Annotated in this window: 8 protein-coding genes; 3 read left to right on the top strand and 5 right to left on the bottom strand. The window is 68.7% G+C overall.

Features of this window, described 5'->3' with window-relative positions:
- The first annotated feature begins 545 nt into the window (after positions 1-545).
- Together ACGF3I_RS14895 and ACGF3I_RS14890 are read left to right on the top strand one after the other, a co-directional pair.
- On the top strand, positions 546-1,427 hold the full coding sequence (locus ACGF3I_RS14895; protein WP_393131884.1) for a hypothetical protein: 882 nt from the start codon (positions 546-548) through the stop codon (positions 1,425-1,427).
- A 59-nt stretch (positions 1,428-1,486) separates the two neighbouring features.
- Positions 1,487-1,900: a hypothetical protein gene (locus tag ACGF3I_RS14890; protein WP_393131882.1), complete on the top strand. Its 414-nt coding sequence runs from the start codon at positions 1,487-1,489 to the stop codon at positions 1,898-1,900.
- 78 nt (positions 1,901-1,978) lie between these two features.
- Here ACGF3I_RS14890 and ACGF3I_RS14885 read toward each other — a convergent pair whose 3' ends face one another.
- From ACGF3I_RS14885 to ACGF3I_RS14870, 4 genes are all read right to left on the bottom strand, one after another.
- Positions 1,979-7,924: a hypothetical protein gene (locus tag ACGF3I_RS14885; RefSeq protein WP_393131880.1), complete on the bottom strand. Its 5,946-nt coding sequence runs from the start codon at positions 7,922-7,924 to the stop codon at positions 1,979-1,981.
- Positions 7,925-8,264: 340 nt separating this feature from the next.
- Positions 8,265-8,723: a carboxymuconolactone decarboxylase family protein gene (locus ACGF3I_RS14880; protein ID WP_393131878.1), complete on the bottom strand. Its 459-nt coding sequence runs from the start codon at positions 8,721-8,723 to the stop codon at positions 8,265-8,267.
- A gap of 70 nt (positions 8,724-8,793) precedes the next feature.
- Positions 8,794-9,684, bottom strand: a complete 891-nt coding sequence (gene sigJ, locus ACGF3I_RS14875) for an RNA polymerase sigma factor SigJ (RefSeq protein WP_393131876.1) — start codon at positions 9,682-9,684, stop codon at positions 8,794-8,796.
- Positions 9,685-9,756: 72 nt separating this feature from the next.
- Positions 9,757-10,695, bottom strand: a complete 939-nt coding sequence (locus ACGF3I_RS14870) for a LysR family transcriptional regulator (protein ID WP_393131874.1) — start codon at positions 10,693-10,695, stop codon at positions 9,757-9,759.
- A 92-nt stretch (positions 10,696-10,787) separates the two neighbouring features.
- Here ACGF3I_RS14870 and ACGF3I_RS14865 point away from each other — a divergent pair, with 92 nt between their 5' ends.
- Positions 10,788-11,633: an alpha/beta hydrolase gene (locus tag ACGF3I_RS14865; RefSeq protein ID WP_393131872.1), complete on the top strand. Its 846-nt coding sequence runs from the start codon at positions 10,788-10,790 to the stop codon at positions 11,631-11,633.
- A gap of 164 nt (positions 11,634-11,797) precedes the next feature.
- Here ACGF3I_RS14865 and ACGF3I_RS14860 read toward each other — a convergent pair whose 3' ends face one another.
- A complete protein-coding gene (locus ACGF3I_RS14860) occupies positions 11,798-12,982 on the bottom strand; it encodes a serine hydrolase domain-containing protein (protein ID WP_393131870.1) in 1,185 nt (394 codons plus the stop codon).
- Positions 12,983-13,179: the final 197 nt, after the last annotated feature.

Genomic DNA, 13,179 nt, shown 5'->3' with positions numbered 1-13,179 from the left:
GTGAACGCCATAATCGTCACCCACGGTAAAGCCGCACCCTATGCCCTAAACCACGGGGCGCCGTCTTTACTGTTTCTTGGCATACCGCGTCGTTGAATGGCCGGTACGCGCGTAGCAGACTCGCCTGTAGGGAATTGACGCAGGCTCGCTTGGGGAGCAGTGCCTCTGCGCGTTTCATGCAGTTCACCGTTGCGCTGTCGGTCGCGCACGGGATGCATTCGCACGGGAATTTCTCGCAGAGAACCCACGCTCTCCACCCTGGAGCCACAATGGCGCAGCCTCACCATTGCCACACCTGTCGGCAGAGTCCGCACGAAATAGACTCGGATTTCCTGGACATCGTGGCCACCTCATTCACGGTTTTCGAGGAATGGCTTCTCCATCGACTGAGCCAGATGTCGTCGGGATCCTAGCTGCCACACCCTCTGCACACGCGCGCGGACGCCTGCTGCGACGCACGTCGCGCTCTGCGTCGCGCACAGAAAGTCTGGTCAGGAATGAGCACCTTATCCACCGCGCCCAACGATGCCGATAGCCAAAGAGACGTGACGGAACCGGAAAGCACGTCCGTCAACCCGTACGACCGGAAATGGATCGACGGGGCACTCGCGCCGCTCGCCGCGCGGGCGCTCTCCGGGGAACCCGAGGCAATCCTCAAGCAGGAGCTCGTCCACCTCCTGTGGCCGTGGATCACCCGCACGGCCAACCGCATGGCAGCCCACCTTCCGGCGCGAGCCGATCGCGACGCGGTGCGCAGCGAGGCCGTGTGGGAGTTCTACCAGTCCGTCGAACGCATCGACTGGCGGCGCTTCCACGAGTGGCCGGCCCTGCTCAAGGCTCGGCTGCGGGGTGCGTTCACCTCGGTCGCCCGGCACGAGGACACCCTGACACGGGGCCAGCGACGGGCCCGCGAGCAGTTCCTGGCCGCCGAGGAGCAGCTCACACAGAAGCTGTCGCGCACCCTGTCCGCCCGGGAGACCTACGACCTGGCCGCCGCCCTCGCCCCGCGAGGCGGCGTGATGAACGTGCTGCGCGGCGCGCAGTCCATGTCCCCCCTCGAAGCGGTGGCCGAGCCCGTCGACGATCAGGTCCCGGTGGACGATTCCTGCATCGCGATGATCGAGTCCGGAGCCGTCCGGATCTGGATCGTGGACGACCTGCCACCCGATCTGCACCGCTCCGTCCTCTCCTGGTTGGACACGAACGCGGGCGACCTCCCCCCGCGTCTGCGGCACCGTCTGGGCGCGCATCTGCCGTCCCTGGTGGCCCGCTTGGAGACTTCGAGCGGTCTTGACCGGCGCTTCGGCACGTCTCGGAACTCCGGCAGTCAGCACCGTCGACCGCCCTTCTCGCAGGAGAGCCGGCGCCGTCTGCCGCCGCAGCGCGAAAGGTCCGCGGCCGGATGCCGTCACCAGGAGGAATCATGACCAGAAGTAGGCACGCGCGTGACGGCCGGAGAAGGGCCACCCCTGCGTCGTCACCGTCGATGAAGGCCGATACGACGGCGCAGCGGAAGGCGTGGACCCGGCTGGCCTTCGCCTGGCACGGTCTGTCCGACGACACCCGTTGCGACGGAACCGTGTGGGTCCACGCGGACGGTGCGGTCGAGTGCACAGGGCAGGAGTGCGGCGATCCCTTCACCGCGTTCCACCTCCTGACGTCCAGGCGGCCGTGCCGACGGGACAAGCCGACGGCCAAACAGTGCACCAGGTGCGCCAAGCTCTCCATCACCATGCCCGCTGAAATGAGCAGCCCGGACTTCCTGTTCGGCCTGGTCCGGCAATTCCTTCCGGGCGATTCGAAGGCCCGGCTCGACGCTCTCCTGAACGGCCGGGCGCCTCGGCAGGTGACGGAACCGAATCGGACCGACAGCACGTCGAATGCGGAGGAAAAGGGATAATCAAGCGCTGCCCACATGACCCTGCGGGGGTTCGCCGGCCGTCCGGTGAACCCCCGCAGGGCGTATGAGTGGGGGAGGTCAGTCGGAGTAGGTGTACTTCAGGGAGAACTCCGCCTTCTTGTCCGGCACGCCGGCCACTTGGGCCGTCACCGTGAACGGGTTCGCGTCGCCTGACTCGATCCAGGCACGGCTTCCGGTGAAGAGCCCGGCATTCGCCCGCCCGTCCTCATCGGTGAGGACCTGATGCTGCTGAGTCCCGCTGTCCGAGAACGCGCCGTAATTGTGCTGCGGAAAACCCGCGGGGAGCGAAATGGGCGCCAGCGCCGGAACGGAGAACGTGACCAGGACATTCGGGCACGGATTCCCGCCGGCCGTCACCTTCGCGATGATCTGCATGTCGAAGGTCCCGCCAGGGACGTAGATGAGGGAAAGGGCCTGCGACGGCGCGCTCGTGGACTGGGGCGTGCCCGAGGCGGCCACGAGGTCGGTGATCGTCGATGCCGTGTTCACCACGTTGAAGGTGGCCTTGGCGTTGGTGCCCGGGACCTGTGCGGTGACCTCGTACGTCCCGGTCACCCCGTTGGCGCAGAACGACGGCGCGGTAGCGGTGCCCTCCTCGTCGGTGACCACGTCCCACGTCAGCTGGGGCGAGGCGTCGAATCCAGCGGGGTAGAACGCGCCCGACGCACTGTCCGCCGCCGGCGCGCCGCCGACCGAGAAGCGCACCACGGCATCGGCCAGCGGCTGCGCCGCCTTTCCCGCTTCCGGCTTCCCGTACACCGTGACCGCGAACGGTTCGGCGAGCAGGGTGGCGGCCTCCATGGACGGGTCGGCGTCCCCCTCGATCGACATCGAGCCCACCGGCGTCGGCGCGATGGTGAACGTGACGGTGCCCGCCTGCGTGGTGAGGGGCGGGGTGAACGAGTCGCTGATGCGCAGCGAGACCGGGAACGTACCGGACTGCACGGGGACTCCGACGACAGCCGCCGAGTTCTTGCCGTCCTCCTGCTCGAACTCCAGCTCGTCGGGGAGCGAACTGCCCGCCTCGAGCTTTCCGTGGTACTCCCCCGTCCCGCCGCTCGCTTGCAGGGTGTACTCGAAGTTCATCCCCACTTCGCCCTCGGCGACGGCGCCGGCTCCCGTGAACTGGGGCGCGTTCACCAGCTCGATGATGTCGGTGATGGCGGCCGACATGAAGGAGATGGTGTTCACCACCGCGTTGACCCCGGCCAGGACGGCACACACGGCGAGGCGTTTGTCCGGCGCCTTCGTCACCTTCTTCACGATGGCCCGCACGATCTGGAAGATCATGGGCAACGGGCCCGCGATGAGGGTCACTTGGAGGCCGACGGGGATCTCGTCCCCTTCCTGGCTGACCGCGTAGGCCTGGAACCCCAGCAGGAGGCAGCCGATCAGGAAGGCGCACATGGAGCCCGGGTTGGGCAGGGGGCTGTCGTCGGGTTCGACGCCCGCGTTCTTCAGGGCGATGGGGAATCCCAGGCAGACGGCCTCCATCGCGGTGTAGATGCACAGGGTGCCGGCGATGGCGTCCCAGTACCACTTGGTTCCCCAGGCCGTTCCGGTCATCGGCGGGAACGCCGGCACCAGCACGCCGAACAGCAGACTCGCGAAGTTGACGTAGAAGGGCCACTTGCCGGCGATCGTCGTCCCTTCACCGGGAACCGCCGCGTCCGTGAACACCCCGCCGAACAGGGCTGTCAGCCAGCCGCCGATGCCGCCGATGAATCCGTTGTAGAGCAGGGCCATGAAGTTGATGTCCGTCTGTGGTGCGGCACCCGCGCCTCCCTGTCCCGCGTTCGGGGGCGGTGTCGGCATCCAGGGCGGCGCCGGGATGGTGAAGGCGGGCAGATTGCCGTTGGCGTCGCGCGGGAAGGGCGCGCTGTCCACGCCCACGCACAGCTTGTAGATCACCGTGCCGAAGAACGCGAACGCCAGGGACATCAGGCGCAGGATCGACATGTCCTCCTCGGGTGCGCCCGCAAGTTCGACGATCCAGTTGTAGAGCTGAGTGACGACGGGGATGTCCAGCGGCGCCGTGAGGAGATCGAAGGCCGTCTTGGCCGCGCCGGCGACGAGGCCGAGGATCGTCGAGACGATCTGGTCGAAGATCGAGAGGACGGCCAGCGCGATCTTCTCGATCACGTCGATGAGATCGACCACCAGGCTGTGGTCCGCAGCGGACGGATCGTCGAAGGAGAACAGGTCGAGCAGAAGCGTCTCGAAGCTCTCGAAGACGGCCGGGATGCCGCTGCTGGTGACGGCGGCGATGATCTGGTCGAGGATGCTGGAGTCCCCGAAGCCTTGGTGGACGCTGTCGAAGAGTTGGGGGTTCCTGGTCTCCATGCCGGAGATCTTGGACGACATCCAGTTGGCCTGCGGATTCTCCTTGATGCTGTCCTGGCTCACCGAGGTGCCCGTCGAGTCGCTGACCGACGGCGTGCTGTTCTGGAAGTCGCCCAGGCGCGTTCCCCGGTACTGGACCTTGAGGCCTTCGAACAGAGCGGTGGCCTCCTGCTTCTGCTGCGCGAACCAGCCGCTCACCTCGCCCTGGTAGTGGGTGATGGTCGGAGCGATGAAGGAGATGGACTGGGTCGCCACACTCTCGATGACCGTCTTGGTGTCCCAGATGTCCTTCACCGCGAAGAGGGACTTGAGCCAGTCGATGACGCTCATGACGGCGTCGGCGATCATCTGGAACACCGCTTCGACGACCTGGATGGCCTGCTCGATCGCTTCGATGATCATCTCGCCGAGCGAGACGATGGCGTCACCCACCATGACGGCGATCTCCGTGATGCTGGAGACGATGACCTCGGCGACCTGGGTGGCACCGGTCTTGATGCCTTCCCAGACGTCCGACGCCCAGCCGGTGAAGTCGTCCCACAGGCCGCCGTAGGACGGATGTGTGCTGCGCTGCGCCTTGTAGCCGTCGAGTTCGTCCTGGGTGCGGAAGGCCTGGAACGCCGGCCGGTCCGGATTCCACAGCTGGATGACGTAGCCGATGATCGGCTGCGGTTCGTCGCACCCGTCGAACACGACCTTCGGCATCTCGGTGCTGCCGGCGGCCTGCCCGTACACGGTGGTGCAGTGGTCGATGACGACCTGCGGAGTCAGCCCGCGGTCCTTCAGCTTCGTCCAGTCGGCGAGCGGTTCGTCCGGAGTGCCCGTGGTGTTGGAGTGGGTCTGGGCCGTCTCCAGGAGTTCCGCGGTGAAGGTGCCGGTCTGTGAGGGCAGCGATCCGTTGCCCGCCAGGAAGTTGTTGACGTCCGACGCGAAGTCGATCGCCGTGCCCCGTTCCAGGCCGTCGGCGTTGAGATGCACGGTCGGCGGGTTGAGACCCCGCGCGGCGATCGCGATGACCAGCTTTCCGCTGGCGTCCGTGGTGGTGACGATGGCCCGGCCCGGCCCGACCTGGTAGGAGACCTCGCCGAGCTGTACCTCGACCAGCGTGTTGGCCGACACGCTGACGTTGTGCCCGCCCATCGGGCGCCCCGTCCTGTCGAGCAGGGTGGCGTTGGCGAGGTAGTGGGACACCATGTACACCGGGGCGGGCGTGTCGGGGGTCGCGGCGGGAAGGCGCACCTTGTCGGTCTGCCATTGAGAGGTCGTCACGTCCTGGGTGCAGACGCAGTACGCCTCCGCGTCCGTCGCCCCCTCCATCTTGATCAGCTCGGAGGGTTTGTAGTCCGGGTAGGGGTCCAGCTGGAAGTCGACGACTTTGGCGTGCAGACCCACGGTGACCGGGATGTTGGAGTTCGGCGGGGCCTGATAGACCGGACTGACCACGTCCTGGCCGCCGCGCCGGCCGATGACCGACACCTTGCCGGTACCGGGCCGGTACGCGACGAGGAAGGACAGGCCGCCGGTCTCCGCGTAGTCCAGGCCGGTCACGGTGTCGGCGGCGGACCGGAAGTCGTAGCCGCCCAGACCGCCGCTGTCCGAACGCACCGGCACGAGGTAGTTGTTGGTGGTTCCTTCCCTCGCCAGGACCCATGCCTGACCGTCGCTGTGCCCGGTGGTGTTGCCGGGACGGTAGGACAGGATGTGGTCGTTGCAACCCGATCCGGTGTAGTCGAACGGAACCAGCCGGTCCTCGGGCTCGGCGAGGTCCCAGCCGCCGATCCCGTCCGTGTTGGTGATCACGGCTTTGAGGCCGCCGTTGCCGTCCGATGTCGCGATGCAGACCAGCCCGGTGCCCGGCCGGTACATGAGCAGGTGGGTGGCGCTGCCGGTGGAGTTGAAGTCGAAGCCGGCCATCAGATCCGCGTAGCTCATCAGGTTGAACCCGGGCACGATGCCGCCGTTGAACACCTTCACGACCTCGTACGGGAACGCCGGTGACGTGCCCGTGCTCGGCGTGAGCAGAAACGCCTGCCCGGCTCCCGGCCGGTAGGCCAGCAGGTACTCGTTCTTGCCCGTCCGGCCGTAGTCGAACGCGACGATGCGGTCTTCCGGGGTGAACTCGGGGTACCGGGCGGCCAGGCCGTTGAAGCCGGTGGCCACCGTTTCGATGACGGTCTCCCCGTCGCCGGTCGGCACGCCCTTGACGATCGCGTACGCACCCGAGTTGCCGAGGCGGTTGTAGATCAGCAGATGGTCCGCGCTGCCCGACCCCGTGTAGTCGATCGCCACGACGTCGTCGTTGACGGGATCGAAGGAGTAGCCCGGGACACCGGTCGCCTCGTACACGGTGGTGAAGCCGTTCGGGACGTGCTCGAGGACGGCGACCGCGGGGCGGTCGGATGCCGTACCCGGCCCGTAGGCGAAGAGGTGGTCCGATGTGCCGGATCCGGTGAAGTCGAAGGCCACCAGCCGGTCCGCCGCGTTCATCAGGTCGAATCCGCCGATGCCCGACGGCGCTCCGGCCACCACGGCCGAGGTCCACTGGGGCTGCACATAGGGAGACCCCATCGAGTTCGCCACCTGCCGCCAGCTCGTCGAGTGCAGCACCCGGAGCGTCGCACCGCTGTCGAGGCCGAACACATGGAGCAGTCCGTCCGCGTCCTGCCAGCAGGTCGTCTGCCCGGCGAAGCCGAGGCCGGAGGTGATCGTGCTCTGCAGGTCCTCTCCGGGGTATCCGCTCCCGGTGACGAGGTTGCCCAGGGTGTCCAGGTACGCGAAGCCGACGTCACCGCGGGGGTAGGTGTAGCTGAAGTAAGGGACGTAGAACGTGCCGCAGAACTGCTGCACGTTCGTACTGACCGTGGCGTGCCGGGTGGTCCCGTTCTTGTTCAACTCCTCCCGGATCAGCGTCTGCCCGTTCAGGTAGTACCTGATGACGACCATGGACTGGCCGGTTTGGGAGCGGTACGGCACCAGGCCGCCGCCCGCCAGCGGAAGGTCCGACACGCCGAGCGTGCCCAGGATGTTCACCCACGGGACGGTTCCCGTCCCCGGGAGCACCGGGTAGAGCCCCAGTCCGTACACTCCGCCGCCGCGGCCGCCCGCCAGCACCACCGGTCCCGTGTCCGGCGCGTACGAGACGCAGAGGGAACGGGCGTAGGTGGAGGGCACGCTGGGGAATTCGAGCTTGTCCGTCCATGTGCACATCGCGGTGCCGTCCGCGAGCCGTTCACTCAGGACGAGCTTCAGGCAGAACGCGGGCTCCGAGGCCGACTGCGGGCTGCACACGGCGTACATGTCCCCGCTCGGGTGCCGCACGACGACGACCTCGGCGAGGCTGTAGGCAGTGGAACTGTCGTCCACCACCTGCGACTTGGCCCAGCCCGTGTCCGATGTGTCGGTCCGCTGGAGGTAGGTCAGGAAGTTGCCTTCGTCGATGACCAGCGCCTCTTCACGCCCGTCCTTGAACGGGTTGGCGAACAGGGCTTCCTGGTTGTAGGCGCCGTCGCCCACCGAAACGCCGTTCGCCGCCACCGCGTCCTGCAGCAACTGGGCGGACACCGTGAAGGATCCGGGGGTGAGCAGGGATGGATCGATCGTCGGGTCGGCGGGACCGTCGCTCAGAGACACAGGACGGTTGAGAAAGGTTGCCACGCTCATGTCTGATCCCCTTCGGGTTGCTTCCCGTGACGTCCCGTCCTCGCTCGACGAGGACGGGCGATCGTGGGCGGCCACCCCGTCCGGGCAGTCCCTCGATCCGTCGAAGGACTAAGTGGGCAGAAAGGGTTCGGACACGACCGGCGCGGGCCCGGCCGGGGCACGACCTGGAGATCGCAACTGGTCCTGCGCTGCGGGGAGTTGCCGGCGTCGGGTGTCCGCGAGAACTTCGTCCTGGCGTTCACTCGCAGCCGGCAGCCCGCAGCCCGCGGTCCGGAGCCGCGGTCTCCGGAGCCGGGGCGGCGCCTCGCCGGCTACTGCCTGCGGGCCGTCATCAGCACCGTCAGCGGTCGACGGTGAAGCGGCTGGCGATGGCGACCCGGTTGAAGGCGTTCATCAGGATGGCCAGCCAGACGACGGCCGAGATCTGGTCGTGGGTGAGTACGGCCGCAGCGGCGTGGTAGTCCTCGTCGCTGACATGCCCGTCCGACACGCGTGTCACGGCCTCGGTCAGGCGGAGTGCGGCGCGGTCCGTCTCGGAGAAGTAGCCGGTCTCCTCCCACCCGGGCAGTACGGCGATCCGGTCGGCGCTCTCACCCATCGCGAGGGCGTCGCGCACGTGCATGCGCAGGCAGAAGGCGCAGCCGTTGATCTGGGAGGCCCGGATCTTGAGCAGTTCGACCAGGAGCGGATCCAGGTCCACTGCGGCGGCCGCCTCCTGCACCTCGGTCGACAGGGCGGTGAGGGCCTTGTACGAGGCGGGGTGCTGCTTGGCGATGTTGACGCGCTGGGGGTCGTTCATGGTTCCTTCGATTCGTCGCTCGTGTGCTGTCTCACCAGGGAGACGAGGTAGCCCCCGCGGGTGTGACAGCTCAGAGGCGCGCGAGTTTGTCGGGATTGACGACCCGGCGGTACTGGCTGATCAATCCGTCCGTGATCTGGACCGTGTCCACGGAGAAGACCCGGCCGCCGCGGTGGAACACGAGGGCGAGCTCGCCACCGACCTCGGCGAAGTCGATGCGGTCGGGTTGCCACTGGCGCCCCACACGGACCATGACCTCGGCGACGCGCTCGCCGCCGTGGATGGGCTTGCGTGCCGCGGACACCCTGCCTCCGCCGTCGGTGACGTAGACGGCGTCCGGGTGCAGGAGCCGGACCAGTGCGGCCAGGTCTCCGGCCTCGTACGCGGCTCGGAACACCGCGAGGAGGCGTTCGCGCTCGGTCTTCGACGCCTGCGGCACGGACTGCCTGGCCTTGGCCACCCGCCGTCGCGCCCGCGAGGCGAGCTGCCGGGCGGCCGGCCCGGCGACCTCCAGCACCTCCGCGATCTTGGCGAACTCGACGCCGAAGACGTCGTGCAGGACGAAAGCCACCCGCTCCGGCGGGCTGAGCTCCTCCATGATCAGCAACATGGCCGAGGTGACGGACTCGTCGACGAGTACCGGCTGCGAAGCGTCCGGTCCCGTCAGGAGCGGCTCCGGCAGCCACGGCCCGACGTAGCTCTCGCGGCGGAACCGGGCACTCCTGAGGATGTCGTACGACCGCCGAGCGGCCACCGTCACCAGCCATGCCCGCAGATCACCGACGTCCCGCAGATCGGCTCCGGCCGCCCGCAGCCACACGTCCTGGGTCACGTCCTCGGCGTCGGCCACGCTCCCCAGCAACCGGTACGCCGCGCCGAAGACCGCAGGCCGGTGAGCTTCCCACGCAGCTCCGAGCGCGTCCTCCTGCTCGGACCGCGCCGAACCCTGCCCGTCACCCATAGGGAACACAGCCTCCTCAGCTCGCGGACCCAGCGTAACCATCCACACCCCGGGACCATCGAACTGGACGCCTCATCGTGGTTCGAGTGAGCCGAGCCGGTGGTCGAGCACGGCACCGGCCTCGGGACAGTCCTGTCGGACGACGTCGAGGAAGGCGTTCAATGCCGGGGAGCGGTCGCGAGCCTGGCACGACAGGACCAGATCGGGCAGGGGCGTGTGCGGGGTCACCTCGCAGAACCACGTGCCCCGCCGCGGCGCCGTCAGCATGCGGGAGGGACCGAGGCCGACGCCGATCCCGCAGGCGGCGAGGCCGATGATGGTGTGGACGTCCCTGGCCACGGTCGCACCGAGCAGCGCCGGGGAGTCGCCGCCCAGCAGAGTCCGCAGCCCGGTGGCAACAGCGGGCTCGTCCTCCTCCGGGGCCACGATCAACGGCTGCTGCCGCAGTTGGTCCACGCCCACCGACGACTGTCCCGCATACGGATGGGTGCTGCTCACCACCGCGACCAGGTGGTCACGACCGATCGGGACCGACAGCAACCGCTCGGCCCCGATGCCTCGTGGACGGCCGAGACCGATCGCCACGTCGAGCTCGCCCGCGACGAGTGCGGCCGTGCTGCGGCTGGTCGCCATCTCACGCAGTTCCAGTCGCACCTCGGGGCGTTCGCGGCCGAACCGCCCGAGGACGTCCGGCAGGGGTTCGAGCAGCGCGGAGGCGATGAACCCCAGGCGCAGCCGTCCCGTCTCGCCGCGTGCTGCCCTCGCCGCGTCGACCGACGCCGCGGTCATCTCGTCGAGCGCCCTGTGCGCCCGGGCGAGGAAGGCCGCACCCGCGGCGGTCGGGAACACGCCCTGACGCGTGCGGTCGAACAGGCGGGCACCCACGTCTCGTTCGAGGTCGGCGATCTGCTTGGACAGCGGGGGCTGCGCGATGCCCAGCGCACGCGCCGCCCGGCCGAAGTGCGCGTGCTCGGCGAGGGCCAAGGCGTATCGCAGGTGCCGCGCCTCCACGCAGGGCTCCCTTCCATACCTCACGGATATCGCGGACCAGCTTGCCAGATCTTTCGATGGATGATCGGAGTCGGGACACGTGGAATGCGGTCATGACTGCTCCTTCCTCCACAGACACCGTCTTCGTCTTCGTGCACGGGGCCTGGCACGGTTCCGCGCAGTGGGCGGCGACGCGGCGCGCACTCGCCGGACTCGGAGCCGCGAGCACGGCGATCGACCTGCCGGGACACGGCTTCGACGCGCCACTGCCCAGCGGATACCTCCAGCCGGGCCAACCGGGCCTGCTGACCGAGAAGTCCGCGCTGGCCACCGTGACGATGGACGACAGCACCCAGGCCGTACTGGACGCGCTGCGCCAGGCCCGCCACCACCGTCGTGTCGTGCTCGTGGCGCACAGCGCGGGCGGGGCCCCCGCGTCACTGGCCGCCGAGCGCGCACCCGAACTCGTCGACGAGATCGTCTACCTCTCCGCGTTCGTGCCCGCCGCACGGCCCCGGTTCTTCGACTACCTCGACGCACCCGAGCACTCGGCCGCACGAGGCCGGGGTCTGAACCTCGGCGACCCCGGGGAACTGGGCGCCGTCCGGATCAACCCCCTCTCACAGGACCCCGCCTACGTCGAGGAACTGCGGCAGACGCACTACCACGACACTCCCCCGCACCGCTTCGACCGCTGGCGCCGCGCGCTGACCCCCGACCTGCCGCTGGCGATCCCCACCACCCCGGTCGTCGTGACCCCGGACCGGTGGGGTCGCGTCCCGCGGACCTTCGTGCGCTGCGCGGACGACCGGGCGCTGCCCGTGGCCGTGCAGGATCTGATGATCGCGGAAGCCGACCGGGCCATGCCCGCCAACCCGTTCACCGTGCGCACCCTGCCGGGCAGTCACAGTCCGTTCGCCGCCCGTCCCCACGAACTCGCCGCAGCGCTGCTGGCGTGAGCCCGTGAACCGCGCGGACGTGGTGGGCGGGCGCAGGGCAGGGCCGGCGACGCCCACAGCGGGGGCGCCGACGTGACGAGTCGGATGCCGTGATGGCCGGAAACCCTGGAGGCGGACCAGCTCCGTAACGCCCGGCCCACGACCAGGCCCCGGCGGGGGCGCTGTCAGCTCCCGCAGAATTCGGCGTCGACGACGCGCTGCTCGTGCACGTTCCAGTCGCCGTTGAAGTGGAGCGTCATTACGTGAGCGCCGCGCGCGGTGGCGGCGGTCTGCGCTATGGAGCCCTGGATCGCGCCGTTGTGGCCCCATATCTCGACGCCGCAGGACAGTGTCATCTTCATCAGCCCCAGGCCGTACGAGACACCGGGCGCCCCGGGGACCGGCACGGTCGCGGTCAACTCCTTCTGCTGCCGTTCCCGCAGAAGGCGCCCCGAGAGCAGGGCCCGGTAGAACCTGTTCAGGTCACGGGAGGTGGAGATCATCTCGCCCGCGGCGCCCGCGAGCGACGGGTTGAGTTCGGTGACGTCGTACGTGGCGCCCGCCGGCTCACCGGGCCCCGCTAGCTCCCCGGTGAGCTTCGAGTAGGCCCGCCCCGCGGGCCCGGGTACGCGGGCGCCGGTTCCGGGCAGGGTGGTGGAGTCCATGTGCAGGGGACGCAGGATGCGCCGCTCGATCTCCCGGGCGTACGAGTTGCCGGTGGCCGCTTGGACGACCATGCCGGCGAGGACGTAATTGGTGTCGGAGTAGCTCCAGTTGTCGCCTTCGCCCGTGGGCTCGAAGACGGGCGGGTGGTTCATCGCCAGCCGGACGAGTTGTCGCGGCGTCCACGTGTCGTAGCGGTACCGCAGGAAGTCGGTGCTGAACTCCTTGTGCTTGAAGCCTGCGTCGTCGGTGTAGCTGTAAATACCGCTGGTGTGGTTCAGCAGTTGACGGAGCGTCACTTTCGCTCCGTCGTGTCCGTGGCCCTCGACCAGACCGGGCAGCCAGTGGTCCACCGTGTCGTCCAGGCTCAGCTTGCGCTCGGCCTCCAGTTGGAGCATCACGGTGGCCACGAACGTCTTGGTGATCGAACCCACTCGGAACCGGTCGTCAACTCTCCCCGGGCGGCCGGTTGCCAGATCGGCGACGCCCGCGCGGCCCGCCCAGACGTCATGTCCCTGCTCGGCGAACACGACCCCGCCGGGCGGCCCGTCCCGGACCACGCCGTCGAGCGCCTGCCGGGTAGCGCGGTGCCCGTCCCCCACGGCGGACGTCGCCCGGGAGTCCGCGGCCGCCGCGGGCGGAGCAAATCCGGCGGCCAACAAAGCGCTCGCGACGGCGCCGACAGCGGCGATGCGCCAACTCCGCACCCCGAGGCTCGCACCCGCCCTCCTCCCCACGGGACATGACTGGTCCGTCGCGTGCGCGTGCACATACACAGGAGGCTCCTCCGAGGCAGATGGGCGACAACGTGCTTGACGGACCCAGTCTTTGTCGGCGAAGCCCCTGCATGTGATCCGGTCACCCACCCGGTTGGAGGTGGGGCTGCCCCCATTGCCCTACGGGC

Origin of the sequence: Streptomyces sp. NPDC048111, from assembly GCF_043202815.1 — a bacterium.
In the GTDB taxonomy this organism is placed as follows: Bacteria; Actinomycetota; Actinomycetes; order Streptomycetales; family Streptomycetaceae; genus Streptomyces.
The sequence above is the reverse complement of the archived record's forward strand: the minus strand, read 5'-3'. Positions and strand labels throughout refer to the sequence as shown.

What these genes read in the sequence shown, in the direction of transcription:
- ACGF3I_RS14885 (WP_393131880.1), bottom strand. Translation starts at nt 7,924, where the DNA reads ATGAGCGTGGCAACCTTTCTCAACCGTCCTGTGTCTCTGAGCGACGGT.
- ACGF3I_RS14890 (WP_393131882.1), top strand. Translation starts at nt 1,487, where the DNA reads ATGAAGGCCGATACGACGGCGCAGCGGAAGGCGTGGACCCGGCTGGCC.
- ACGF3I_RS14865 (WP_393131872.1), top strand. Translation starts at nt 10,788, where the DNA reads ATGACTGCTCCTTCCTCCACAGACACCGTCTTCGTCTTCGTGCACGGG.
- sigJ (WP_393131876.1), bottom strand. Translation starts at nt 9,684, where the DNA reads ATGGGTGACGGGCAGGGTTCGGCGCGGTCCGAGCAGGAGGACGCGCTC.
- ACGF3I_RS14880 (WP_393131878.1), bottom strand. Translation starts at nt 8,723, where the DNA reads ATGAACGACCCCCAGCGCGTCAACATCGCCAAGCAGCACCCCGCCTCG.